This is a genomic window from Caulobacter sp. 1776 (genome assembly GCF_040545685.1).
GTDB lineage: Bacteria > Pseudomonadota > Alphaproteobacteria > Caulobacterales > Caulobacteraceae > Caulobacter.
The window spans coordinates 337,417-361,763 of record NZ_JBEPMI010000005.1 but is presented as its reverse complement, the minus strand read 5'-3'; the positions used below and the strand labels follow the sequence as shown (position 1 = coordinate 361,763).

Genomic DNA, 24,347 nt, shown 5'->3' with positions numbered 1-24,347 from the left:
CAGACGACGGAATGGGCCTAACCTTCCGCCATGACCCTGCCGCCGATCGACGCGAAATTCGACACGATCAACGACGGCGCCGTGCGCGAGACCGGCGCGGCGCTGAAGCCCAAGCACGCGGCGACCGTGATCCTCGTCCGCACCGACGGCGCCGCCCCGCGCCTGTTGATGGGCCGCAGGAACGGCGGCCACGCCTTCATGCCCGACAAGTGGGTGTTTCCGGGCGGCCGGGTCGACCGGACCGACTACGACGCCCCCAGCGCCAGCGAACTGTCGCCGGACGTCGCCGCGCGGCTGACCCAGGAGGCCCGCCACCCAAGACCCGCGCGCCTGGCCCGCGCCCTGGCCCTGGCGGCCGTCCGCGAGACGTTCGAGGAGACGGGCCTGCTGCTGGCCAAGGACGCCCCCGAGCGTCCCGGCGCGGGCCCCTGGCGGCCGTTCCTGGCCCAGGGCGCCCTGCCCGACCTTGCGCCGCTCAGCTTCGTGGCCCGCGCCATCACCCCGCCCTATCGCCCGCGCCGCTTCGACGCCCGCTTCTTCATGGCCCCGGCCGAGGCGCTGCTTTCCCTAGACCGCCGGCCCGACTGCGGCGAGTTGGACGAGATCGCCTGGGTCGACTTCCAGGAAGCCATGGCGCTGGACCTGCCCAACATCACCCGCTTCGTGCTGCACGAAGTCGGACAAAGACTCGCGGAGACTGGACGACCGGCCCCCTTCATGCGTTTCCTGAACGGTAAGCGGCATCTGACCCATCTCTGACGAGATGAGTTCCTCGGGGGAGGAGATTCGCATGATCGGTTCCATTCTGGCCTTGGCCCTGGCCGCGACGCCGCCGGCGGCCGTTCCGTCCGAGATCGACAAGCTGGGCTTCATCGGCGGCTGCTGGACGCTGGTCCGGCCGAACGGCACCAAGATCGACGAGCAATGGCTGGCGCCGGCCGGCGGCGCGATGATCGGCATGAGCCGCAGCGTCCGCGACGGCAAGCTGCGCGAGTTCGAGTTCATGCGCATCCTGCCCGCCGCCGACGGCAAGCTGCAGTACGTGGCGATTCCGTCGGGGCAGCCCGAGGCCGCCTTCCCGGTGAAGGAGATCGCCGAGGGCTCGGTGACGTTCGAGAACCCGGCGCACGACTTTCCGCAGCGGATTCTCTATCGGCTGGTCGACAAGGACACCTTGGTGGCCCGGATCGAGGGCTCGGTCGGCGGCCAGGCCCGCGCGGCGGACTTTCCCTACAAGCGGTGCGCGCCCGGGAACTGACTCCGACTGTCTTCCGGCAATTGACTTTGAGTCATTGATGAGTATGTTCCGCGCCTCTCATTTCCAACGCGCGGGAACCTGCGCGACCACCGCAGGGATTCGACCATGGCCAAACCGGCTTCCATCAAGATCCGCCTGAATTCGACGGCGGACACCGGCTTCTTCTACGTCACCAAGAAGAACGCCCGCACCAAGACCGAAAAGATGGTGCTGAAGAAGTACGACCCGGTCATCCGCAAGCACGTCGAATTCCGCGAAGGCAAGATCAAGTAGGATCGCTTTTCGCGCTACGACATCAAGACGCCCGGCTAGCGATAGCCGGGCGTTTTTGATTCCGGATCGGAAACCCTCCCCCGCGAGGGGAGGATCTGCCTCACTATTCCCGCCCGCCGATCAGAAGCCAGCGGAAGAACGCGAACGCGCCCCACAGCACCGTGATCACCATCAGCACCGGGCCGACGCAGACGGCGACGAAGGCCGCCAGGATCGAGACGATGGACAGTCCGCCGGACAGCTGGTCGGCGGCCAGGCCGCCCATCCAGAACAAGATCCCGCAGGTCAAAAGCCCCATGAAGAGCAAGCCGGCCGGAAACGAATGCTGCTTGACGCCTACTCTTGATCTCATCGCCACGCCCTCCCGCATAGGATGTGCGCAGAAGGATGCTCGGCAGAAGTGTCGAGAAGCTTAAAAAGGCGCCCTAACTGTCGTTAGCAATGCTGGCCGTAGACCAGCGGCCGGCAGACCCCGTCGATATCCGCGGGCGGCTTGACCCCGGTGACGGCGGCGAGAGTCGGGGCGATGTCGACCGTATCCAGCGGCAGGACGCGCTCGTGCGGGCTCGCGCCCTTCCACCAGAACAGGATCGGCACGCGACGATCGTAGTCCCACGGGCTGCCGTGGGTGGAGACATAGGTCGCCCCCGCCGTGGCCGGCACGCGGTCGGGCTTGAAGGCGATCAGAATGTCGCCCACCCGGCCCGGATAGGCGCTGCGGCGCAGGCGCTCGGTCACCGACAGTTCCTCGGGCGAGGTGTCGACGGACGCGGCCTCCATGGTCAGCAAGGCGTTGGAATCGACCGCCTCGGCCACGGCGGGGTCGCTGTTGATCAGGACCAGCGCGGCCGCCGCGATGCGGGCGCGATCGGTGATCGAGGGCGTCTTGCGATCGGGACCGACGACGTAGATCTGATCGATGCCGCCGTCGGCGACCAGCGGATCCCACGACAGGTCCAGGTCCTTGCGCAGCTGGGCGTTCAGCTTGGCGATCCACGGCTTGCCGACCACCCGCTCGGTCCCGTAGCCCTCGTCATGCAGGCGCTCGGCGAAGTCGGCGCCGCCGTGGTCGGCGGCCAGCACGACCAGGACGCCGCCCTTGACCTTGTCCAGGCTCTTGAGGAACACGCCCAGGCGCTCGTCGAGGCGGGCGATCTGGTCGCACATCTCCGGGCCGCGCGTGCCGTAGCGGTGACCGATGAAGTCGGTGGCCGACAGGCTGATGGTCAGCACGTCGACCTGCGGTCCGTCGCCCAGGCCGTAGGTTTCGCGCAGGTTTTGCGCCAGTTCCAGGGTCACCTGGTCGGTATAGGGGCTGGCGTAGAGGTCGCGCTGCTTGCCGGCCTCGTCGGCCGCGACTGGGATCGGCAGGGCGGAACGCCACTTGCGGCCGCCGGTCTCGTAGTCGGCTTCCAGCGCCTTGCAGCGCTTGGCCGAGCCGCCGCCGGTGACGGTGTCCAGCGGGCCCTTGGCGTAATCCCAGACGAACGGATGGGCCTTCAGCTCGGCCGCCAGCCTGGCGTTGAGGGCGGCGACCGGCTTCAGGCGTTCCTGCGCCGTCTGGCCCTCGCGGACGAAGGTCGTGAAGCCGAAGCCCGGCTGATACCAGAACTGGCCGTCGGCCTGGTGGCCCGACATGGTGATGGCCCCACGGTCCTTGCCCGAGACGCCGAACACCCGGCTCTTGGGCGAGACGGCCTTCAGCCAGTCGCCGTAGGTGGTGGCCACCATGTTGGCGGGACTGACTGCCCTGCCCTTCGGGTCGTCGGCCAGGACCACGCTGGGGTCGGCCAGGCAGTAGACCGTCTTGCCCGTGGCGCGGTCGTACCAGTCGTTGGCGCTGATGCCGGTCTTGTTGGGATGCTTGCCCGTCAGCAGGGTCGAGTGGCCCGGACAGGTCTCGGTGAAGGCGTGCGACTGGTAGCCGTTCGGATAGACGATCCCCTGGCTCAGCGTCGCCAGGCCGCCGACGAACTCGCCGCGATGCTGGGCGTAGAGATTGGCGCTGAACTGGTCGACCGAGATGACCACGACCAGCTTCGGATCCGGCTTCACCGAGATCGTGGACGCCTGGGCGGCGAAGCTCATCGAGACGGCGGCGGCGAGGACGCCGCAAGTAAGCATCTTCTTCATCCGAGCGATTTCGCCCGAACGGTTCATCCGTGCAAGGACGGAAGCGTTTCAGCGCTGAAATGAAGCGCGGCCGGGCGTCAGGGAGGCAGCCTAAGCCGCCTTGCCGACCACCGCGTTCCGGCCCGAGGCCTTGGCCTGGTAGACGCCTTCATCGGCGCGCTTCAGCAGGGCTTCGGGGCTGTCGCCCTCGCCCGCCGTGGCCGAGACGCCGATCGAGATGGTGACCGTCAGAAGCTCGCGGCCCTGGGCGACCTTGAAGGGCGAGCCCGAGACGTGGTTGCGGATCCGCTCGGCGATGCGCAGGGCGTCGGCCAGGGCGGTGTCGGGCATGATCACCACGAACTCCTCGCCGCCGTAGCGGCAAGGCAGGTCGATGGCCCGCACGTTTGAGGCCAGGCGCAGGGCGAACTCGCGCAGCACCTCGTCGCCGACGTCGTGACCGAAGGTGTCGTTGATCTTCTTGAAGTGGTCGATGTCGATCAGCAGGGCCGAGACCGGATCGCCGCCCAGGCCGGCGCGCTTGACCAGGGAGTCGAGCTGACCAGTCATGTAGCGACGGTTGTGCAGGCCGGTGAGCTGGTCGGTGACCGCCAGCTCCAGCGAGTGGTCGAGGTTGTTGCGCAGATAGTCGGTGTAGCGCTTGCGCTGGATCTGGGTCTTGACGCGGGCGGCCAGTTCCTGCGGGTCGATCGGACGCGGCAGAATGTCGTTCACGCCGATCTCCAGCGCCTTGACCATGCGGGCGCGATCGTCGGGATCGACCATGGCCAGGACCGGAAGCTGGCGGGTGCGCTCTTCCGAACGCAGCGAAGCCGTGAAGCGCAGGCCGTCGAAGCTTTTGGCCACGGCGTTGACGATGACCAGGTCGACCGGACCGCTGGCGCTGATCTTGGCCTTCTCGGGATCGCTCTCGATCACCGGGCGGTGCTCGACGCCCAGCTCGGCGGCGAGACGCTGGGCCTGGCGTTCGTTGTCGTCGACGATCAGCACCCGCCCGCCCAGGCCGTCCAGGCGCGCGGCGGCGCCGGCGATCACCCCGATGCGGCGGCCCGAGGCCTCGCGCTGGCGCAGCTCGTCGATGACCAGCTTGAAGCGGGTCAGGCTGCGCACGCGGGCGAACAGCATGACGTCGTCGATCGGCTTGGTCAGGAAGTCAGACGCGCCCGATTCCAGGCCTTGGATGCGGTCGCCGCGCCCGTCGAGCGCGGTGATCAACACCACCGGGATGTGGCGGGTGGCGGGGTCTTCCTTCAGCTTCCGGCAGACGGTGAAGCCGTCCATGCCGGGCATCATGACGTCCAGCAGGATGATGTCGGGCAGGTCGCGCGCGGCCATGGTCAGCGCCGTCGGGCCGTCCATGGCCGAGGAAACCTCGTAGTATTCGGCCGTCAGCTTGGCCTCGAGCAGGCGGACATTGGCCTCGATGTCGTCGACGACGAGGATCCGCGCGCTCATGCGACCGGGACCTTGTCCAGCAGCCGCTTGATGGTGTCGAGGAAGTGGACCACCGAGATCGGCTTGGAGATATAGGCCTCGCAGCCGCCCTCCCGGATCCGCTCCTCGTCGCCCTTCATGGCGAAGGCGGTCACGGCCACGACCGGGATGTGCGCCAGCTCGTCGTCTTCCTTCAGCCACTTGGTGACTTCCAGCCCCGAGATCTCGGGCAGCTGGATATCCATCAGAATCAGGTCGGGCTTGTTGTCGCGGGCAATGGACAGCGCCGACAGACCCTCGCGGGTCTGCAGGGTCTCGTAACCCTGGGCTTCGAGCAGATCATGAAAGAGCTTCATGTTCAGCTCGTTATCCTCCACGATGAGGACCTTCTTCGTCATCCTTACCCCGACCAAACGGTCACGTGGCGACGCCTAGGGATTCGCGCCGTCTTCCAGAACCTGATGGCACGAATATCCTTAAGCCCGCGCTAATCGCGTTAAGACAGACCGACCAGAGCTCATGGAACCGCGCTTTTCCGACCTGCAGGCCTGCGCCATCTCGCCCGCCGCGCCGCTGGTCATCGTCGATGTCGACGAGGTGCTGGCTCAGTTCATGCGGGGCTTCGGCGCCTTTATCGCGCGCCATGGCTTCGAGCTGCGGGTCGATCGTTTCGCGTTGTTCCAGAACATTTATCGCCCTGGGGAGACGGAACACCTCGATCTGATCGCGGGCAAGGCCTTGTTCGACGATTTCTTCCGCGACGGAGCCGACGATCTGGCTCCCGCGATCGGCGCGGCCGACGCCCTGGCCGATCTTTCGACCCGCGCCGAGGTCGTGATCCTGACCAACGCGCCCGAGCACGGCCGGTTGGCGCGGATCAAGTGGTTGAAAACCCACGGCTTCGACTATCCGCTGATCATTAACAGCGGCCCCAAGGGCCCGCCGGCGGCCGAGCTTTCGGCCCGCACCACGGGTCCCGCCGTCTTCATCGACGACCTTTTGCCGCAGCTCGAATCGGTGGCTGAGAAAGCGCCGCGTGTCGGCCGGTTCCAGATGGTCAGCGACGAGCGCCTGCGCCCGTTCGCGCCCTGCGCCCCGGACCGCCACGTCCGCATAGACGAGTGGCCCGCCCTGAAGGCCGCCATAGAGGAGCGCCTTTTCACATGATCCGGTTCGGCATCGACTTCGGCGGCACCAAGATCGAGGCGGCGGCCCTCAACCCGGCGGGTGAGTTCGTCGCGCGGGTGCGCAAGCCCAATCCGGGCGGCTATGAAGCGGCGCTGGAGGTGGTGGCCGAGCTGGTGGCCGACGCCGAGGCCATGGCCGGCGCGACCTGCGCGCGGCTGGGCGTGGGCCTGCCCGGCTCGATCTCGCCCCGGAGCGGCCTGATCCGCGGGGCCAACAGCGTCTATCTGAACGGCCAGCGCTTTGGCGAGGACCTTGAAAAGCGCCTGGTTCGCCCCGTGCGCCTGGCCAATGACGCCAATTGCCTGGCGCTGTCGGAAGCCGCCGACGGCGCGGGCGCCGGTGAGCGCGTGGTCTTCGCCGCCATCCTGGGCACCGGCTGCGGCGGCGGGGTGGTGGCCGACGGCCGGATCGTCGAGGGCCGCAACGGCGTGGCCGGCGAGTGGGGCCACTTCTCCCTGCCCTGGCCCACCCCGGCCGAGTATCCCGGCCCCGACTGCTGGTGCGGCCGCAAGGGCTGCCTGGAGACCTGGATCGCCGGTCCCAGCTTCTCGCGCGACGCCGGGTATCCGGACGGTCACGCCACGATGGCGGCGGTCGCCGCCGGCGATCCCTCGGCCCTGGCGGCGCTGGATCGCTATGTCGACCGCCTGAGCCGGTCCCTGGCCGTGGTCTGCGACCTGATCGACCCCGACGTCATTGTCCTGGGCGGCGGCATGTCCAACGTCGAGGCGCTGTACGACCGCCTCCCGGCCGCCATCGCCCCGCACGTATTTTCCGACATCTTCGAGACGCCGGTGAGGAAGGCCGTCCACGGCGACAGCTCCGGCGTGCGCGGCGCGGTCTGGCTGTGGCCGCCGGAGGCGTAGAGCAAATCCCATGAAGTCCCTGTGCCGCGACTGCGGGTGGACGGGCGAGGCCAAGGCCGCGCGCTGCCCGTCCTGCCGCTCGCCGCGCACGCTCTTTCACGAGGAGCTGGGGACCCTCTCGATCGCCCACCTGGACTGCGACGCCTTCTACGCCTCGGTGGAGAAGCGCGACGACCCGTCCCTGCGCGACAAGCCGGTCATCGTCGGCGGCGGGAAGCGCGGGGTCGTGACCACCGCCTGCTACATCGCCCGCATGAGCGGCCCGCGCTCGGCCATGCCGATGTACAAGGCGCTGAAGCTCTGCCCCGACGCCGTGGTCATCAAGCCGAACTTCGCCAAGTACAAGGAAGAGAGCCGGCGCATCCACGAGAAGCTCGACCGGCTGACGCCGCTGATTCAGCCGCTGTCCCTGGACGAGGCCTGGATCGACCTGACCGGCACCGAGCGTCTGCACGGCGCGCCGCCCGCGGTCATGCTGGCCCGGCTGCAGGCCGAGATCGAGCACGACATCGGCCTGACCGTCTCGATCGGCCTGGCGCCCAACAAGTTCCTGGCCAAGATCGCCTCCGAGCTGGACAAGCCGCGCGGCTTTTCGGCGATCGGCGCGGCCGAGGCCCAGACCTTCCTGTCGGACAAGCCGGTCAGCATCCTGCCCGGCGTTGGACCGGCCACGGTCGCGTCGCTGGCCGAGATCGGCCTGCGGACCGTGGGCGACATCGCCGCCGCCGACCTGAAGCTGCTGGCCAATCGCCTGGGCTCGGGCGGCCTGCGTCTGCACCGCCTGGCCCACGGCCAGGACAGCCGCCTGGTCGACCCGGACCAGTCGCGCAAGACGATCAGCTCCGAGACCACCTTCAACGACGACCTGCACAGACGCGACGAGCTGGAGGACGAACTCTGGCCGCTCTGCGAGAAGGTCGCCAAGCAGGCCCGTAAGGAGGGCGTCGCCGGCCGGGTCGCGACCTTGAAGCTGCGGACGCCTGACTTCAAGATCCACACCCGCCGCCGCACCCTGGCCATTCCGACCCAAACGGCCCGCACCCTGTTCCAGGTGGCGCGCGAACTGCTGGCCGCCGAGCCGAAGGGCCTGTCCTATCGCCTGATCGGCGCGGGCCTGACCGACTTCGTCGACGCCGAGACGGCCGGCTCGGACATGTTCGCCGACGACGAGCGCCGGACCCTGAAGAACGAGACGGCCATCGACGCCCTGCGCGGCAAGTTCGGCGCGGCCGCCGTGGTCAGTGGGCGCGCGCTCAAGGGCCGTTGACGGTTGGTTCTTGTTATGTTCTCATCTCGACATTCGGGGAGGACACGCCATGCCCGCGCTGCGCATCATCGTTCCTGCGGTCGTGACGGCGGCGCTGGCGGCCGCCCAAGCTGCTCCCTCTCCCGCCGCCGCGGAGACCGTCATGCGCCACGCCAAGGGCCCCTTCGACGTCAGCACCAAGCCGATCGAGCAGGACAAGGCCGAGGGTTCGACTCTGGGACGGTTCGCGCTGGACAAGATGTATCACGGCGCGCTGGAGGCTACCGGCAAGGGCGAGATGCTGACCGTCGGCACGGACGTTCCCGGCTCGGCGGCCTATGTCGCCACCGAACGCGTGGTCGGGACGCTGGACGGCAAGGCCGGCAGCTTCGCCCTGGTCCATCGCGGATCGATGCACGGCAAGGACGTCTCCATGGTCATCGACATCGTTCCGGACTCCGGCGCGGGCGCGCTGAAGGGCATCACCGGCCGACTGGTCATCACGGTCGTCGACGGCAAGCACCAGTACGCGCTGGAGTATGCGCTGCCCTGAGGCTTGGGAAAGTTAGGTGGCGAGCGGCTAGCGCAGCGCCCCCACCTGCTCCGTGGGTCGTCCGCCCCCAAAGGGGCGGAACGTGCGCGCGCCCGTCCTCTCCCCTCCGGGGGAGGAGCGCACAGCGCGGAGGGGGCAAGTCGCGTCCGCCCAGGCTCGCCGAAAAGCCTCCCCGCGATTCGCCGATGTCCTCCGCGAACCCTCCTCTTGCGCGACACCCAGCCGCGCACCATTTGGGCGTCTCGCCCCAAGCCAATCGCCCCACCCGGGGCGACTGGCTCTAACCTCTAGAAATAGAGCGTGGCAGGCGCCGAACCGCTCACACTTTCGGCCGCCACGCTCTGGAACCGTTCGCGCGCGGTCTTCGCTCTCCCAATCGTGAAGCCGTTTTCCGAGGCGCCCCTGTGCTAAAGCGGCGCAGCGGCGCATCGGCCTCTTCCAATGCCGCCGCGTTTCCATATCTAATTCAAGAAGGCGGGTGATTTGCTCGCCAGGAGAGAACAAGTCGATGGCCGAGCGGAAGCAAGGCGGACAAAGCAACGGCGCTGGGTCGTCGGTCGTCACGGAAGTGAAGCCGAAGACACAGAAGCCCTCGCTTTATCGAGTTCTGATTCTCAACGACGACTACACTCCAATGGAGTTCGTCGTCTACGTTCTCGAACGGTTCTTCAACAAGTCGCGTGAAGACGCCACACGGATCATGCTCCACGTCCATCAGAACGGCGTGGGGGTGTGCGGCGTCTACACTTACGAAGTCGCAGAAACCAAGGTCGCCCAAGTCATCGACTCGGCGCGACGCCATCAGCACCCGTTACAGTGCACCATGGAAAAGGACTGAGGAGCCTCCCCGTTGCCCTCTTTTTCGCGCCCCCTGGAAGAGTCCCTGCATCGCGCCGTCGCTTACGCCAACCAGCGCAAGCACGAGTACGCCACGCTGGAGCATCTTCTGCTTTCCCTCACCGATGACGAGGACGCCGCCGGCGTTATGCGCGCCTGCGACGTGGATCTCACCGCGCTGAAGAAGAGCCTCGCCAACTATCTCGACGTCGAACTGGCCTCGCTGGTCGTCGACGACGACGAGGACGCCAAGCCGACCGCCGGCTTCCAGCGCGTGATCCAGCGCGCGGTGATCCACGTCCAGTCGTCGGGCCGTGAAGAAGTGACTGGCGCCAATGTGCTGGTCGCCATCTTCTCCGAACGCGAAAGCCACGCCGCCTACTTCCTGCAGGAGCAGGACATGACGCGGTACGACGCGGTGAACTTCATCGCCCACGGCATCGCCAAGAAGGCCGGCGCCTCGGAAGCCAAGAGCGTCAAGGGCGCCAGCGCCGGCTCGAACTCGACCGAGGACGACGGCGAAAAGCCTAACACCAAGACCGGCGGCGAGGCCCTCGAGGCCTATTGCGTCGACCTCAACGAAAAGGCCCGCCAGGGCAAGGTCGACCCGCTGATCGGGCGCGCGAACGAAGTGGAACGCGCGATCCAGATCCTGTGCCGCCGCACCAAGAACAACCCGCTGCTCGTGGGTGATCCCGGCGTCGGCAAGACCGCCATCGCCGAGGGGCTGGCCCGCAAGATCGTCACACACCAGGTCCCCGAGGTCCTGGAGGGCGCCACCATCTACTCGCTCGACATGGGCGCGCTGCTGGCCGGCACCCGCTATCGCGGCGACTTCGAGGAACGCGTCAAGCAGGTGGTCAAGGAGCTCGAGAACCACCCGAACGCGGTGCTGTTCATCGACGAGATCCACACCGTGATCGGCGCCGGCGCGACCAGCGGCGGGGCGATGGATGCGTCCAACCTCCTGAAGCCCGCCCTGGCCTCCGGCTCGCTGCGCTGCATGGGCTCGACCACCTACAAGGAGTTCCGCCAGCACTTCGAGAAGGATCGGGCCCTGGTCCGTCGCTTCCAGAAGATCGACGTGAACGAACCGACGGTGGAAGACACCATCAAGATCCTCAAGGGCCTGAAGACCTACTACGAGGACTTCCACAAGCTGAAGTACACCGCCGAGGCCCTGAAGGTCGCGGTGGAGCTGTCGGCCAAGTACATCACCGACCGCAAGCTGCCCGACAAGGCGATCGACGTGATCGACGAAGCGGGCGCCAGCCAGATGCTGCTGCCGGAAAGCCGCCGCAAGAAGACCATCGGCGTCAAGGAGATCGAGACGGTCGTCGCCAAGATCGCCCGCATCCCGCCGAAGTCGGTCAGCAAGTCGGACACCGAGGCCCTCAAGGAACTCGAATCCGACCTGAAGCGCGCGGTGTTCGGCCAGGAAGAGGCGCTCGGCCAGTTGTCGGCCGCCATGAAGCTGGCCCGCGCGGGTCTGCGCGAACCGAACAAGCCGATCGGCTCGTACCTGTTCAGCGGCCCGACCGGCGTCGGCAAGACCGAAGCCGCCAAGCAGCTGGCCCAGACCCTGGGCATCGAGATGCTGCGCTTCGACATGTCGGAATATATGGAGCGCCATACCGTGAGCCGCCTGATCGGCGCCCCTCCCGGCTATGTCGGCTTCGACCAGGGCGGCCAGCTGACCGACGCGGTCGATCAGCACCCGCACGCCGTCGTCCTGCTCGACGAGATCGAGAAGGCGCACGGGGATGTCTACAACATCCTGCTGCAGGTGATGGACAACGGCACCCTGACCGACAGCAACGGCAAGAAGGTCGACTTCCGCAACGTGGTCCTGATCATGACCACCAATGCGGGGGCCTCGGACGCCCAGCGCAATTCGATCGGCTTCGGCCGCTCGAAGATCGAAGGCGAGGAGGAAGCCGCCCTGAAGCGCCTGTTCACGCCGGAGTTCCGCAACCGCCTGGACGCCGTCGTGGCCTTCAAGCCGCTGACGCCGGAGATCATCCGCCAAGTCGTGCAGAAGTTCGTCATGCAGCTGGAGGCCCAACTGGCCGACCGCAACATAACGATCGAGCTCTCCGACGACGCGGCTGACTGGCTCGCCAAGAACGGCTTCGACGAGCTCTACGGCGCCCGCCCGCTGGCCCGGGTCATCCAGGAGCACATCAAGAAGCCCTTGGCCGACGACATCCTGTTCGGACGCCTGGTCCGCGGCGGCCACGTCAAGGTGCTGCTGGAGAACGGCAAGATCGAGTTCTCGATCGACAGCACGGGCGATCCGAAGGCCCCCAAGGCCGACGAAGCCGAACCGGCGCTGGCCGAATAGGCGCTCGAAACAGACTAGCGAAGGGCTCGGAGCGATCCGGGCCCTTTTCGTTTGAGCGCCCGCGAAAAATGCGGACCAAGCGGGAACAAACTACTAGCGTGTATCCATGACCGCGATCGCCTTCGACACGCTCAACGCTTCAAAACGGCTTCGCGAAGCCGGCATGGACGAGCGCGCGGCCGAGGCGATCGTCGAACTGGTGCGGCAGACCACCATGCTTCCGGACATCAGCGATCTGGCGACCAAGACCGAGCTTCAGGCGACCCGCGCGGAGCTACAGGCGACCAAGGCCGAACTGAAAGCTGATCTCAAGAACGAGACGGCTTCTGTTCGGGCGGATATGGCGCTGATGGAAAGCCGCCTTCGCGCCGATCTCAGCGAGAAGATCCGCCTGCAGGGCTGGGCGATCCTGGGCGGTGTCACGGTGCTGATGACCGTCTCCACCGCCCTGATCAAGCTGGTCCCCTAGCCGCCGCGCAGATGGCGCTCGCCGACCTCGACCAGAAGGTGTTCGGCGCGCGCGGCGTCCAGACCGGTCGGGTCGAAATGCTCCAGCCCGATCTCGGACAGCAGGGGACGATCCAAAACGCCCAAGCGGTGCTGCGCCATGTTCCAGTCACGGAACCGTCGGCGATCCACGCGACCATCGGCGATCGTCACCACGCCGTCGTGGCGCGGGTCCTTGCCGATACGCGCGAAGGTCTCCTCGACGCCGGCGCTCGGACCTTCCAGCCACTGCAGGAACCGCCCCTCGCCGGCCAGCAGGAAGCCCGTGACATCGACCAGCCGGTTGTTCTGGATCGAGGCGTTGACGATCGTGCGCACCACCTCGCCGAAATCGCCGCCGCCGGCATACCGGCTGGCGTAGATCAGGCGGCGCAGACCTCCGCGACCTTGTTCGAGTTCACCCATGCAGCTCCCTCAACCTGCGTCCGCGCCGAATAAGCGCCGAAGAAAGGAACCCTACAACGCCGCGCTGATCTTCGTCGCCAGATCCTTCAGCGCTTCGACATCGGCCATGCCGCCCTCGCCGTGACGGCCCAACGCCACGCCCTCGTAGCGAGGAATGACGTGGAAATGCAGGTGGAAGATCGTCTGGCCGGCGGGCGCGCCATTGAACTGGGTGACGACCACGCCGTCGGGCTTCAGGGCCGCGACCACCGCGCGGGTCAGCTTCTGGGCGGCGGCGGCCAATTCGGACAGGACCTCCGGCTCGACATCCAGCAGGTTGCGGGCCTGGCTGACCTTGGAGATCACCAGGGCATGGCCGCGCGACTGCGGAAAGACGTCCATGAAGGCCAGGACCCGGTCGTCCTCGAACACCTTCACGCTGGGGATCTCGCCCCGGATGATCTTGGCGAAGATGTTGTCCGCGTCGTAGCGTCCGTCGAGGCTCATGACCGTCTCCTTCTGTGAGACCGGTCGTAGCAAACGGGGAGGCGCGCGCAAATGTCGACGAGACGAGGATGGTCCCGCCGCGCCGTTCCGCCCGAGCGGGGCCGCGACCGTCTGTTGGTCGAATTGACCACCTTCTTCCAAGGAGCGCACGCATGAGCCAAGGCCTCACCGAACGCCAGCAGAAGTGGTTCGCCTCGGTCCAGGCCAGCCTGGAGCGCGACACCGGCAAGACTATCGATCAGTGGGTCGAGATCGTCCGCCGCGACTGCAAGGAGACCAAGCCCAAGGCCCGCGTGGATTGGCTGAAGGAACAATACGGCCTGGGCGTCAATCGCTGCGCTCACATCCTGTCGGTCGCCTTCCCCGAGGCCGGCGGCTGGGACGACGCCGACACCCTGCGCGCGGCGCTGTGGACCGACCCGGGCTCGCGCGCGATCCTCGAGGCGATCGAGGCCGCCGTCGCCGACTTCCCCGGCCTGGTCACGGGCCAGCGCAAGGCCTTCACTGCCTTCTCCAACAAGGTGCAGTTCGCCTCGGCCAAGCCCGTGAAGGGCGGCGGCGTTTCTCTGGGCCTGGCCCTGACGCCCGACGCCTCGCCACGCCTGTCCGAACCGAAGAACGAAAGCTGGTCCGAACGCCTGAAGGCCAAACTCGCCCTCGCCTCACCCGCCGACGTGGACGACGAGGTCAAGGCGCTGCTGAAGGCGGCCTGGGAACGGTCGTAACGCCGAAATCCGGGAGCGCGTCTGTGGTGGGTGGAAAGGTGATCCAAGCCACAATAGATTGGTTGCGTCACGGCGTCGGCGTGTTGGTGGGTGGCACGGTCTTCGATCGGGGCCAGATTGGTTCAATTCCAATGCGGCCTTTACACCTTTAGCCAGCGCCCCGATCCCCCACCTGCACAGCCTGCAATGGCAAAGCCCCCGCCGCCGCAAACACCCTGGAATTTGCTCGGCCTGGCCCAGAAGGTGGTTTCGAGCGCAAACGGCGTGATGATCAGTTGGACGTCCGAATCGGTGCCGATCAGGGACTCAGGCGGCACATTCATTTCGCCGCGGCCGGCCCACCCTCCGACCAAACCCGAACAAGCGCCCGCTACCCTGGCTTCGAAGGTGAGGTTGAGCCCGGTGTCGAAGAGGCAGCCATAGCTGATCTTCATGTAACCGAAGCCGCCGCCGACATCCGCCGCCAGCGTGAACCCCCATACCTCATCCGACGCCAACGCCTCGGCCGTGTTGCCGCGCACGAGGTCGAGCAGTTCATCCTTCTTCGCCCGGTTTCGCTTCCCCACGAGTTGCGCAAAGTCGATGTCTTTCGGATTCACGTCCGCTCTCCTCTTGGTTGAACGGGGTGCAGTAAAAACGGCGAATGGTAGAGCGCCAAGGGCTCCATCGAAAAATTCCTCGCGCGCGACAGCGGATCCCAGTGGGCCGCCAGCTTCGGAGGATCGCCGGAGCAAACGACGTGACCAAGAAGTCGAGAGTGGCCGTCTTGAATTGCGGCGCGACCTGACGACGCTGGCGGTGGCGACTAGGGAATGGGCGCAACATCCAGATCATCGCCCCTCGGGCTCGCGACTGCACGAATGCTGCTAACGGGGCGGCTCGAAATGTCCGCAACGGGTCGAACATCGCCCCGGCCCCACGCCAACCTTCACCCTAGGAACGCCCGCCCGCCGCCGCCGTTGGTCTTCGTGAAGCAAGGAGACCCCGCGATGTCCAAGGAAGCCGATCTGGCCGAAAAGCTCTGGAAGGCCCTGAAGTCCGACCGCACCGTGATGCTGGGCCTGCCCGACGTCGACGGCGGCCGGGCCCAGCCGATGACCGCCATCATCGAGGGCGATCATTCCGGGCCTATCTGGATCTTCACCTCGGCCGAGACCGATCTCGTCCATTCGCTGAGCGGCGAGGGCCGCGACGCGTTCATCCATTTTGCCGACAAGGGCCACCATCTGTTCGCGGCGGTCGACGGTCGGCTGCGGATCGACACCGACTACGAGACGGTGAACCGCCTCTGGAACCCGTTCATTGCCGCCTGGTTCGACGGCAAGGACGATCCCAAGCTGCGTTTGCTGCGCTTCGAACCGGCCGACGCCCAGATCTGGCTGAACGAGAACAGCCTGTTCGCCGGCGTGCGCATGATGCTGGGGGGCGACCCGAAGCGGGACTACAAGGACAAGGTCGGGGAAGTGCGGCTGCACTAGCCGGCTATCGTTCCTCCCGGAACGGCGAATATTCCTCGGCCAGCATCGCCATGTCGCTCTCCACCGACTCGCGCTCGCGCTCGAGATAGCGGGCGACCGGCTCGCGCAGGGCGGGGTCGGCGATCCAGTGCGCCGAATAGACGGCGCTGGGCAGATAGCCGCGGGCGATCTTGTGCTGGCCCTGGGCGCCGGCCTCCACGCGCGGCAGGCCCAACCGGATCGCGTGCTCGATAGCCTGGTAGTAGCAAAGCTCGAAATGCAGGAACGGCACGTCCTCGGTGCAGCCCCAGTGACGGCCGTAGAGACAGTCGCGACCCAAGAGGTTCAACGCGCCGGCGATCCAGGGCCCGCCCGGCCGCCGAGCCAGGATCAGCAGCACCTTGTCGGCCATGCGCTCGTTCAGCAGCGCGAAGAAGCGCCGGTTCAGATAGGGCCGCCCCCACTTGCGGCTGCCTGTGTCCATGTAGAAGGCGAAGAAGGCGTCCCAGTGCGCCTCGGTCAGCGCCTCGCCGGTCAGAGCGACGATCTCCAGACCGGCCTGGGCGTCGCGGCGCTCGCGGCGGATGGTCTTGCGGCGATTGGCCGACAGCGCCGCCAGGAAGTCGTCGAAGGCCGCGTAGCCGGCGTTTTCCCAATGATACTGTTGATCCTGCCGCAGCAGCATTCCGCGCTCGCCCATCCAGCGCCACTCGTCCGCCACCGGGAAGGTCACGTGCAGCGACGAGGCCTCCATCCGCTCGCACAGGGTCAGGGCGCCGCCGAGCAGCGCCGAGCGGCCGTCGTCGACATCCACGTCGGGCCTCAGGATCAGCCGCGAGCCGGTCACCGGCGAGAACGGCGAGGAGCACTGGAGCTTGGGATAATAGCGCCCGCCCGCCCGCTCGTAGGCGTCGGCCCAGGCGTGGTCGAAGACGTATTCACCCTGGCTGTGAGACTTCAGATAGAGCGGCATGACCCCGGCCACCGCCCCGGCCTCGTCCAGCACCGACAGATGCTGCGGCGCCCAGCCGGTGCGCGGCCCGACGCAGCCGCTCTCTTCCAAGATCGATAGAAAATCGTAGCTGACGAACGGATCGCCCGTGTGGACGGCGCAGGCGTCCCAGGCGTCCTGGCCGATCTCGGCGATGGCGCGATGGACCCGCACCGCCGACTGGACCCCCACCGGGTCTGGCGTCACGCCGTGAAGCCCTCGAAGATCAGATTGTCGCAATGGTCGCGCACGCCTTCCCACTGGTCGGGCGAGCGGACCGTCCAGGCGACGATCGGCATGCCCTTGGCGCGATATAGGTCGGCGCGCGGGCTGGGCAACATGTCCAGGCCCAGGGCCAGGAAATCGGGCCGCGCGATCTCGACCTGCTCCAGCGCGGCTAACGACTTGCGCATCTCCGGAGCGAGCTTGCGGGCGCTGTCGTCGTTCCAGCTGTAGCTGTCTAGCCCGCGCAGGATCTGCGGATGGTGATCCGCGAACCAGGCGTGGGAATACGGATTGAAGCCGATCACGGCGGTCGGGCCGTTGTGGTCGACCAGCACGTCGGTAACCCGTTTTTCCAGCGGGCCGACATCGCCGAACGGCGTCTTCAGCTCGATGAACACCATGGCGCGATGACCGATCATGGTCAGGGTGTCGGCCAGGGTCGGAATGGTCTCGTCGGTGCCCTTCAGGGCCATGGCCCCAAGCTCGGCGGCGGTATGGTCGCGCAGGCGCCCCTCCTGCCCCGTCATTCGCTCCAGGCGCTCGTCGTGGAAGACCACGGCCTCGCCGTCGGCGGTCAGCTGGACGTCCAGCTCGATGCCGTAGCCGCCGGCGCAGGCGGCCTGGAAGGCGGCCAGGGAATTCTCCGGCGCGCCGTCGGGGCTCCAGAGGCCCCTATGGGCCACCGGCGGGTCGAACAGGCGCTCCCACGCCTCGCCGAAGACATCGGTCGAGGGGCGTTCGCGCGAGCGCATCAGGCGATCTCCACCACCGCGTCGACCTCGACCGCGAAGCCGAGGGGCAGCTTGTAGACGCCGACCGCCGAGCGGGCGTGGCGGCCCTTGTCGCCCAGAGCTTCGACCATCAGGTCCGAGCAGCCGTTGATGACCTTGGGGATGTCAATGAAGTCCGGACCGGCCTGGACGAAACCGCCCAGCTTGACCACGCGGACCACCCGATCGAGGTCGCCGTCGCAGGCGGCCTTCATTTGGGCCAGCAGGTTGATCCCGCAGATGCGCGCGGCCTTCTGGGCGGTCTCCAGGTCGACGTCGACCCCGACCGTGCCCTTGACGCCGCCATTGGCGTCCAGCGAGATCTGGCCGGAGATGTGCACGAGGTTTCCGGAGCGGACGAAGGTCACGTAGTTGGCCACCGGCGCCACCGGCTGCGGCAGCTCGACGCCCATCGCCCTCAGGCGTTCCTCGACCTTCGACATGCACGCGCTCCAACCGAATTTCAGTGGGGGCATGCTTAACGCGGCTACTCGAACCGCAAAAGAAAAAAGGCCCGGACCTTTCGGTCCGGACCCTTCAAGGCTGGGCTTGCGTGAGAGCGCCCTGGGGACGCCCTCGACCCGAAGCGGCTCTTAGCGAGCGGCTTGGAACTTCTCGACGGCGGCGCTGACGCGTTCGTTCAGCGGCTTCACCGAGTCCTTGATCGAGGCCGAGACGATCTCCGAGGCCTTGCTGACCTGGGCGATGTAGGCTTCGAGGGCCGACTTGGCCCAGGCGGTTTGCAGCTCGACGGCTTCCTGGACGCTCTTGGCGCTGGCCAGCGACTTGGCGGCGGCGACCTGGTCCTCGGCGGCCTTCTTCGAGTAGGCGAAGGTCTGGGCGCCCAGGGCTTCGGCGCCCTTGGTGGCGGCGGTCACCGAAGCGACGACGGCTTCCAGGTTCTTCTTCGAGTGGGTGTTGGCTTCGGCCAGAGCGGCCAGCGACTTCTCCACGCCGTCCTTGAACGCTTGGTTCGAGGCGGTGGTGTACTGCTCGACGGTGGTCTTGATGGTTTCGGCGGCGGCCATGGGAAGTCTCCTGGGGAGGGGTCGGAGGGCGGGGCTTATGGATCGGCTGCAACCGACCATTGCGCTTGGAACAACGTGGGTTTGCCATGTTGCAGTGCAGCAGTCAACAAATTTGTGCAGCGCACCATGACGCAGGGGCAGCCGGCTCAAGCTGCAGCATTGGAACCACGCGCACGATTTTTTCGCGCCTGCGGCAAGATCGCTCACCAGTTGTTTACTTTAGCGAAAGGCGGCTTCCATCATGTTACGGTTACCCGTGTGGCGGTGCGAAACCGCTCCCAGTTCAAGACGGACGCTGCTCGATGTTCGCCAAGCTTACCTCCGCCCGTTCCCTGCTGGCCGCCGCTGGCCTGGCGCTGTCGTGCTTGTTTGGCGCCGCCGCGCCGACCGCGGCCTCGGCGGCCATACCGTATCTGCAGCTGAACGCTTCCGAGCCGAAGTACGCGGCCATCGTGATCGACGCCAATTCGGGTGAAGTCCTTTACGACAAAAGGGCCGACAGCCCTCGCTACCCCGCCTCGGTGACCAAGGTCATGACGCTGTACCTCACCTTCGAGGCGCTGAGCGAGGGCCGCCTGAAGCTGACCGACCGCGTCGTCATGTCGCCCCGCGCCGCCGCCCAGGCCCCGACCAAGATCGGCCTCGCGCCCGGCGACAGCCTGAGCGTCGACGAAGCCATCAAGGCCATGACCGTGAAGTCGGCCAACGACGTCGCCGTGGCCATGGCCGAGCGACTCGCCGGCAGTGAGTCGCGCTTCGCCGCCCTGATGACCCTGCGCGGTCAGGAACTGGGCATGCGCAACAGCCGCTTCGTGAACGCCTCGGGCCTGCCCGACAGCCGCCAGATCTCGTCGGCCCGCGACCTGGCCATCCTGTCGCGCGCCACCATGCGCGACTTCCCGCAATACTACAGCTACTTCTCGGTGAAGGGCTTCTACTTCCGGGGCAACTACATCAAGGGCCACAACCGCCTGCTGGACAGCATGGACGGCTTCGACGGCCTGAAGACGGGCTACACCACCGCCTCGGGCTTCAACCTCGCCGGCTCGGCCGTGCGCGACGGTCGCCGCCTGATCGCCGTGGTCCTGGGCGGCCCTTCGACCGCCTGGCGCGACAACAACATGGAAGACCTGCTGCTGACTGGCTTCGACGTCATGAAGCGCCGGTCGCGCGGCGAGCGCACCACCATCGCCGCCAATATCTACGAAGACGAGCCCTCGGGCCCCGTCGAACGCCCCTCGGTCGAGCAAGGCGACGGCGACCAGGCCGGCCTGCGGATCGTGCTGACCGAGAACCCCCGCACGCCGGCCCCGGTGAAGGTCTCCCCCACCCTGCGCGGCGCGCAGGAAGCCGCCAAGTCCGCCCAGAAGGCGACGAAGAAGCCGAAGGGCGAATGGGGCGTTCAGGTCGGCGCGTTCAAGTCCAAGTCGCTGGCCAACGATCAGCTGAAGCTGGTGCGCGGTCGCTTCGCCAAGGCGGTCGCCGACGCGGAAGCCGCGGTCGAAGGCGCCGGCGGCACGTTCCGCGCCCAGTTCCAGGGCCTGACCTCGGAAGCCGCCCGCGACGCCTGCTCGGCCCTGAAGGCCAAGCGCATGCCGTGCATGGTGCTGTCGCCGCGGTAAGCGGCTTGCCAAAAACTGTCATCCCGGACAAGCGCGTAGCGCGCCGATCCGGGACCGCCGGAAGCTCTGAGCTTGTGGCGGTCCCGGTTCTCCGCTGCGCTACGGCCGGGATGACAGGCTCTATTGCCCCGCCATCACCTTCGCGATCAACCGCGCGATCCGTCCCACGCCCTCTTCGATCTGCGCATCCGTCGGCAGCGAGTAGCTGAGGCGGATGGCGTTGGCCTTCGAGACCTCGGCGAAGAACGGCGCGCCCGGAACGAAGGCCACGCGCTCCTCCTCGATCGCCCGCGCCAGCAGCGCAGCGCCGTCTATGCCTTCCGGGAGGTCGATCCAGACGAACATGCCGCCTTCCGGATGCGACCACGTCACGCCCTCGGGCATGGAGCGCTCCAGGGCCGCCAGCATCACCCGCGCCTTGCCGCCATAGGCGCCGCGCAGGCGGTGCAGGTGCTGGTCGTAGCCTTCCGAGACGGCGCGGTGGGCGACCATCTGGTTGATCGTCGAGACGTGCAGATCGGCGCCCTGCTTGAGCAGGACCAGCTTCTCGATCACCGCCTTGGGCCCGCAGACCCAGCCGATGCGCAGAGCGGGCGACAAGGTCTTGGACAGGGTGCCGAGGAACAGGGTCCGCGCATTGTCGACGCCGCCCGAGCGGGCGATGTCCAGCGACAGCAAGGTCGGGGTCGGATCGCCGGCGAAGCGCAATTCGCGATAGGCCGCGTCCTCGACCAGGGTCATGTCCAGGCGGTCGGCCAGGGCCAACAACGCCTCGCGCTCCTCGCCCGTCAGGCTGACGCCGGTCGGGTTGGCGAAGTCAGGGACGAAATAGCCCAGAGGGCGCGGCGCCCGGCCGGCCATCAGGGCCACCTCGTCGACGCCCTCGCTCAGGGCGGTCTCCGGCAGGTCGAGATAGTCCGGCTCGTAGCCGTTGAAGGCCTGCAGCGCGCCCAGATAGGTGGGACGGGCCACCATCACCGTGTCGCCCTTGCTGAGGAACAGCTTGCCGATCAGGTCCAGCGCCTGCTGCGAGCCGGCGGTCAGCATGATGTTGTGCGGCTCGCACGGCATGCCGTCACGGGTCATGCGCTCGGCGATCCACTGGCGCAGCGGCAGATAGCCTTCGCTGACCGAATACTGCAGCGCCTGACGCGACAGCACCGGGTCGGCCAGGATGGCGTCATAGCCTGCCTGGATCTGCTCGGCCGGGAACAGGCCGGGATCGGGAATGCCGCCGGCGAACGACAGGATGTCGGGCTGGTCCAACAGCTTGAGGAGTTCGCGGATCTCGCTGGCGCGGACGCGGGCCATGCGATCGCTGAAACGCGCGGCCCAATTCTGGGCGCGGTCGGTGTCTTGGGTGGTCATGAGATGATCGAAGTCCGAAACTGAAATGACGTCGTGGGCCATGCGCGACGGCCCGCCTGAACCGGGTTCAGGGCGTCATACCGAGCAGGTTTGGCCCGACGAGCGGCGGCGCCAGAAGCGTTCGCGATTGATCATGCCCCAGTCCTAGCTCAGCTACGCTTCCTGATCAAACGATCCCGCGCCGCGTTGAGCTGGGCCGCCAGGCCCTCGGTGCCGCCCTTGTCGGGATGGGCCATCTGGATCAGCCGAGTATAGGCCGCCTTGACCTCGGCCAGGCTCGCCTCGGGACTGACGCCGAGGATGGCGCGGGCTTCGGCCAGGCTGAGCTCGGACTTGGGCGGATGGACCAGCTCGCGGCGGATGATCGGACGACGGCGGGCCTCGGTGACGCTCCACAGTCCGATGACGCCCAGGACGATGCCGGTGCCCCACGAGCCCCGGATCGTGGCGTAGGCGGCCCCGGCGAAGGCGGCGATCGAGGCCGCGCCCGCGCCGACCCGCCAGCCGTCGCCGTTCAGGAACGACCGGCCCTTCGGCCAGAGCAGGAACACCAGAATGGCCGCGCCCAGCAGCAGATAGAGCATCGCAACTCCAGACAAAGAACGAGCGGCAAGGTCACCCCGGCCGCCCGCCTCGTCACGAACTTAGACGAGCGTCTACTGCGCCGCCAGCAGGGTCTCGCCCGAGAAGCCGGCCAGGCCCAGGCTGTGCATCAGGGCGCGCAGCTCCTGGCGCGCGGCCAGATGCTGCAGCGACACCGGCACCGGCCGCACCTGCGGCGACAGGTCGGCGATGGTCAGGCCGAACGGGAAGAGCTCGCGATAGATGACGCGGTCGCGCAGGCCAGGGCCGATGCGGAAGCCGACGCGCTTGGCCAGCGCCGTCAGGCGGTCCTCCAGGCGCTTGCGGTTGCGGGCCTCGGTCGTGGCCAGGCGGTTGCGCAGCACCACCCAGTCCATCGCCTGGCGCTGGCCCGACAGGGCGCGCTGCTTGCGGCCTTCCCAGACGGTCAGCGAATAGAGGCTGGGCTTGGTCAGCTCCAGGCTCACCGGGTCGACGGTGCCCAGCATGTCGAAGTCGACGAAGCTGTCGTTCATCGGCGTCACCACCAGGTCCGCGCGGCCGTGGGCCAGGCGAGTGATGGCGCTGTCGCCGCCGGGGGTGTCGATCAGCACGAAGTCGCACTCGGCCAGGCCTTTAGCAAAAGCGGCCTCGAACGCGGCGACCTGTTCGTCTTCCGATTTCTCGGCCAGGACGAGGTCGTTGTCGCTGAGGCTCAGCGACAGCGGCTCGGGCAGCTCCAGCTTCTTGCTGGCCAGCCAGGCCCGGCGGTTCTCGAAGAACCGGCCCGACGTGCGCTGGCGCAGATCGAGATCCAGGACCGCGACCTTGGCGCCGCCGTACAGCAGCGCGGTGACCAGGTGGACGGCGATGGTGGACTTGCCCGCCCCACCCTTCTCGTTGCCGACGACGATGACGCGCGTTTCGGCCATGTGATCGATCCTTGATGCATCGCGACTCGCGCGACCTTGGACTGAAGGTTAACACGATGTTACTCGCGCCCCAGGGGGTCAACTGGTTCAATCCACAGGCCTAATTGTCGCAGCCTCGTGGTAGGGGAAGCTTGACCGGCTCAACCCAGCTTCCGTTGCGTCGCGGTGGACCTTCGCGCGTGCGAAGGCCATAAGCGCGCCCTGTCCGCTTGGAGGCCACCAGATGACCAGCCCGACCATCGTCCGCACCGTCGCCGACATGCGCGAACACGTGCGCGCCTGGAAGGCCGCCGGCCAGCGCGTGGCCCTGGTTCCGACCATGGGCGCCCTGCACGAGGGCCACCTGTCGTTGATCCGCCTGGCCCAGCGGAAGGCCGACCGCGTGATCGCCACCGTCTTCGTCAATCCCAAGCAGTTCGCGCCGCACGAGGACTTCGACGCCTATCCGCGCGGCGAGGCGCTCGACGCCGAGAAGCTGGGATCGGTCGGCTGCGACCTGATGTTCGCCCCGAACGGCGCCGAGATGTACGCGCCAGGCTTTTCGACCGCGGTGTCGGTGTCGGGCGTCTCGGAGCCCCTCGAGGGCGCGGCCAGGCCGCAGTTCTTCGGCGGCGTGGCGACCGTGGTGGCCAAGCTCTTCATCCAGTCGCAAGCCGATGTCGCCGTGTTTGGCGAGAAGGACTATCAGCAGCTGCAGGTGGTCAAGCGCATGGCCCGCGACCTCGATATCCCGATCGAGATCGTCGGTGCGCCGACCGCGCGGGCCGAAGACGGCTTGGCCCTCTCCTCGCGCAACGCCTATCTGTCGGCCGACGAGCGCGCGGCCGCCGTCGCCCTGCCGACGGCCATGAAGGCGGCGGCCGCGGCCGTGGCGGCGGGCGGACGCGTGGACGAGGCTGAGGAAAAGGCGACGGCCGCTCTAAAGGCGGCCGGCTTTAGCCCGGTGGACTATGTCGAGGTGCGCGAGGCCAGCGACCTGTCGCGCCTGGGTCCCGGCCCGATCGGCGACGCCGAGGCCCGGATCCTGATCGCCGCGTGGCTTGGCAAGACGCGGCTAATCGATAACATGTCGGTCGGCTAGAGCCTGTCCGTTTCTGATGGAAACATCAGAAACGGATAAACAGGCTCTATCTCAAAC

At 67.3% G+C, this 24,347-nt stretch carries 29 protein-coding genes and 1 pseudogene; 15 read left to right on the top strand and 15 right to left on the bottom strand.

Annotated features, from left to right (window positions below):
• The first annotated feature begins 30 nt into the window (after positions 1-30).
• The 3 genes from ABIC66_RS15470 to rpmG all read left to right on the top strand — a co-directional run bounded on the left by ABIC66_RS15470 (position 31) and on the right by rpmG (position 1,531).
• On the top strand, positions 31-759 hold the full coding sequence (locus tag ABIC66_RS15470) for an NUDIX hydrolase (protein ID WP_354071158.1): 729 nt from the start codon (positions 31-33) through the stop codon (positions 757-759).
• 46 nt (positions 760-805) lie between these two features.
• The gene (locus ABIC66_RS15465; RefSeq protein WP_502910361.1) at positions 806-1,258 is read left to right on the top strand and encodes a DUF6265 family protein; all 453 of its coding nucleotides are present in this window, start codon (positions 806-808) and stop codon (positions 1,256-1,258) included.
• Positions 1,259-1,363: 105 nt separating this feature from the next.
• Positions 1,364-1,531 (top strand): 50S ribosomal protein L33, encoded by a 168-nt coding sequence (gene rpmG / locus ABIC66_RS15460; RefSeq protein WP_010920317.1) that lies wholly within the window; start codon positions 1,364-1,366, stop codon positions 1,529-1,531.
• Between the two features lie 103 nt (positions 1,532-1,634).
• Here the strand turns inward: rpmG and ABIC66_RS15455 are convergent, their stop codons facing one another.
• The 4 genes from ABIC66_RS15455 to divK all read right to left on the bottom strand — a co-directional run bounded on the left by ABIC66_RS15455 (position 1,635) and on the right by divK (position 5,496).
• On the bottom strand, positions 1,635-1,829 hold the full coding sequence (locus ABIC66_RS15455) for a hypothetical protein (protein ID WP_354071156.1): 195 nt from the start codon (positions 1,827-1,829) through the stop codon (positions 1,635-1,637).
• Positions 1,830-1,966: 137 nt separating this feature from the next.
• Positions 1,967-3,655, bottom strand: coding sequence for an alkaline phosphatase PhoY (gene phoY / locus ABIC66_RS15450; RefSeq protein WP_354071295.1), 1,689 nt, complete (start codon positions 3,653-3,655; stop codon positions 1,967-1,969).
• Between the two features lie 99 nt (positions 3,656-3,754).
• Positions 3,755-5,119, bottom strand: a complete 1,365-nt coding sequence (locus ABIC66_RS15445) for a PleD family two-component system response regulator (protein WP_354071155.1) — start codon at positions 5,117-5,119, stop codon at positions 3,755-3,757.
• Positions 5,116-5,496, bottom strand: coding sequence for a cell-cycle response regulator DivK (divK, locus tag ABIC66_RS15440; protein WP_125159340.1), 381 nt, complete (start codon positions 5,494-5,496; stop codon positions 5,116-5,118). Before divK ends, ABIC66_RS15445 begins: the two co-directional genes overlap by 4 nt.
• 121 nt (positions 5,497-5,617) lie before the next feature.
• Here divK and ABIC66_RS15435 point away from each other — a divergent pair, with 121 nt between their 5' ends.
• The 8 genes and pseudogenes from ABIC66_RS15435 to ABIC66_RS15400 all read left to right on the top strand — a co-directional run bounded on the left by ABIC66_RS15435 (position 5,618) and on the right by ABIC66_RS15400 (position 12,601).
• Positions 5,618-6,265: a hypothetical protein gene (locus ABIC66_RS15435; protein WP_354071154.1), complete on the top strand. Its 648-nt coding sequence runs from the start codon at positions 5,618-5,620 to the stop codon at positions 6,263-6,265.
• Positions 6,262-7,152: an ROK family protein gene (locus ABIC66_RS15430; protein WP_354071153.1), complete on the top strand. Its 891-nt coding sequence runs from the start codon at positions 6,262-6,264 to the stop codon at positions 7,150-7,152. The genes ABIC66_RS15435 and ABIC66_RS15430 overlap by 4 nt, the downstream gene beginning before the upstream one ends.
• 10 nt (positions 7,153-7,162) lie before the next feature.
• Positions 7,163-8,419, top strand: a complete 1,257-nt coding sequence (locus ABIC66_RS15425) for a DNA polymerase IV (protein WP_354071152.1) — start codon at positions 7,163-7,165, stop codon at positions 8,417-8,419.
• Positions 8,420-8,468: 49 nt separating this feature from the next.
• Positions 8,469-8,951 (top strand): DUF3224 domain-containing protein, encoded by a 483-nt coding sequence (locus ABIC66_RS15420; protein ID WP_354071151.1) that lies wholly within the window; start codon positions 8,469-8,471, stop codon positions 8,949-8,951.
• 344 nt (positions 8,952-9,295) lie between these two features.
• Positions 9,296-9,433 (top strand): annotated as a pseudogene (locus ABIC66_RS15415) (hypothetical protein); the annotation flags it as partial.
• Positions 9,434-9,459: 26 nt separating this feature from the next.
• Positions 9,460-9,789 (top strand): ATP-dependent Clp protease adapter ClpS, encoded by a 330-nt coding sequence (gene clpS, locus ABIC66_RS15410; protein ID WP_013079900.1) that lies wholly within the window; start codon positions 9,460-9,462, stop codon positions 9,787-9,789.
• A gap of 12 nt (positions 9,790-9,801) precedes the next feature.
• Entirely contained in the window at positions 9,802-12,132 is a 2,331-nt protein-coding gene (gene clpA / locus ABIC66_RS15405) for an ATP-dependent Clp protease ATP-binding subunit ClpA (protein ID WP_354071150.1), read from the top strand.
• 106 nt (positions 12,133-12,238) lie between these two features.
• Positions 12,239-12,601: a CCDC90 family protein gene (locus ABIC66_RS15400; protein ID WP_354071149.1), complete on the top strand. Its 363-nt coding sequence runs from the start codon at positions 12,239-12,241 to the stop codon at positions 12,599-12,601.
• On the opposite strand, the gene ABIC66_RS15395 is transcribed toward ABIC66_RS15400, so the two are convergent.
• Together ABIC66_RS15395 and ABIC66_RS15390 are read right to left on the bottom strand one after the other, a co-directional pair.
• On the bottom strand, positions 12,598-13,044 hold the full coding sequence (locus tag ABIC66_RS15395; RefSeq protein WP_354071148.1) for a BLUF domain-containing protein: 447 nt from the start codon (positions 13,042-13,044) through the stop codon (positions 12,598-12,600). The two genes, ABIC66_RS15400 and ABIC66_RS15395, sit on opposite strands and share 4 nt — an antisense overlap.
• Before the next feature lie 51 nt (positions 13,045-13,095).
• Complete coding sequence (locus ABIC66_RS15390) at positions 13,096-13,530, bottom strand: HIT family protein (protein WP_354071147.1); 435 nt, start codon at positions 13,528-13,530, stop codon at positions 13,096-13,098.
• 152 nt (positions 13,531-13,682) lie between these two features.
• On the opposite strand from ABIC66_RS15390, the gene ABIC66_RS15385 reads away from it, so the two are divergent.
• Entirely contained in the window at positions 13,683-14,255 is a 573-nt protein-coding gene (locus ABIC66_RS15385; RefSeq protein WP_354071146.1) for a DUF4287 domain-containing protein, read from the top strand.
• A gap of 140 nt (positions 14,256-14,395) precedes the next feature.
• Here the strand turns inward: ABIC66_RS15385 and ABIC66_RS15380 are convergent, their stop codons facing one another.
• Positions 14,396-14,854, bottom strand: coding sequence for a hypothetical protein (locus ABIC66_RS15380; RefSeq protein ID WP_354071145.1), 459 nt, complete (start codon positions 14,852-14,854; stop codon positions 14,396-14,398).
• A gap of 390 nt (positions 14,855-15,244) precedes the next feature.
• Here ABIC66_RS15380 and ABIC66_RS15375 point away from each other — a divergent pair, with 390 nt between their 5' ends.
• The gene (locus tag ABIC66_RS15375) at positions 15,245-15,733 is read left to right on the top strand and encodes a pyridoxamine 5'-phosphate oxidase family protein (protein WP_354071144.1); all 489 of its coding nucleotides are present in this window, start codon (positions 15,245-15,247) and stop codon (positions 15,731-15,733) included.
• 4 nt (positions 15,734-15,737) lie between these two features.
• On the opposite strand, the gene ABIC66_RS15370 is transcribed toward ABIC66_RS15375, so the two are convergent.
• The 4 genes from ABIC66_RS15370 to ABIC66_RS15355 form a co-directional block, all read right to left on the bottom strand.
• Positions 15,738-16,910 (bottom strand): GNAT family N-acetyltransferase, encoded by a 1,173-nt coding sequence (locus ABIC66_RS15370; protein ID WP_354071143.1) that lies wholly within the window; start codon positions 16,908-16,910, stop codon positions 15,738-15,740.
• Positions 16,907-17,680: a glycerophosphodiester phosphodiesterase gene (locus tag ABIC66_RS15365; protein WP_354071142.1), complete on the bottom strand. Its 774-nt coding sequence runs from the start codon at positions 17,678-17,680 to the stop codon at positions 16,907-16,909. The genes ABIC66_RS15370 and ABIC66_RS15365 overlap by 4 nt, the downstream gene beginning before the upstream one ends.
• A complete protein-coding gene (locus ABIC66_RS15360) occupies positions 17,680-18,174 on the bottom strand; it encodes a RidA family protein (protein ID WP_354071141.1) in 495 nt (164 codons plus the stop codon). Before ABIC66_RS15360 ends, ABIC66_RS15365 begins: the two co-directional genes overlap by 1 nt.
• 117 nt (positions 18,175-18,291) lie before the next feature.
• Positions 18,292-18,726, bottom strand: a complete 435-nt coding sequence (locus ABIC66_RS15355; protein ID WP_354071140.1) for a phasin family protein — start codon at positions 18,724-18,726, stop codon at positions 18,292-18,294.
• A gap of 302 nt (positions 18,727-19,028) precedes the next feature.
• On the opposite strand from ABIC66_RS15355, the gene ABIC66_RS15350 reads away from it, so the two are divergent.
• Entirely contained in the window at positions 19,029-20,348 is a 1,320-nt protein-coding gene (locus tag ABIC66_RS15350; protein ID WP_354071139.1) for a D-alanyl-D-alanine carboxypeptidase, read from the top strand.
• 120 nt (positions 20,349-20,468) lie between these two features.
• On the opposite strand, the gene ABIC66_RS15345 is transcribed toward ABIC66_RS15350, so the two are convergent.
• From ABIC66_RS15345 to mipZ, 4 genes are all read right to left on the bottom strand, one after another.
• Positions 20,469-21,716: an aminotransferase-like domain-containing protein gene (locus ABIC66_RS15345; protein ID WP_354071138.1), complete on the bottom strand. Its 1,248-nt coding sequence runs from the start codon at positions 21,714-21,716 to the stop codon at positions 20,469-20,471.
• Between the two features lie 75 nt (positions 21,717-21,791).
• Positions 21,792-21,851 carry a hypothetical protein gene (locus tag ABIC66_RS15340; RefSeq protein WP_024265769.1) on the bottom strand — a complete coding sequence of 20 codons (60 nt, stop codon included), beginning with the start codon at positions 21,849-21,851 and terminating at the stop codon, positions 21,792-21,794.
• A gap of 14 nt (positions 21,852-21,865) precedes the next feature.
• Positions 21,866-22,300: a J domain-containing protein gene (locus ABIC66_RS15335; RefSeq protein WP_354071137.1), complete on the bottom strand. Its 435-nt coding sequence runs from the start codon at positions 22,298-22,300 to the stop codon at positions 21,866-21,868.
• A 72-nt stretch (positions 22,301-22,372) separates the two neighbouring features.
• Positions 22,373-23,209: a division plane-positioning ATPase MipZ gene (gene mipZ / locus ABIC66_RS15330; protein ID WP_354071136.1), complete on the bottom strand. Its 837-nt coding sequence runs from the start codon at positions 23,207-23,209 to the stop codon at positions 22,373-22,375.
• Positions 23,210-23,432: 223 nt separating this feature from the next.
• Here mipZ and panC point away from each other — a divergent pair, with 223 nt between their 5' ends.
• A complete protein-coding gene (gene panC / locus ABIC66_RS15325) occupies positions 23,433-24,290 on the top strand; it encodes a pantoate--beta-alanine ligase (RefSeq protein WP_354071135.1) in 858 nt (285 codons plus the stop codon).
• Positions 24,291-24,347 lie beyond the last annotated feature (57 nt).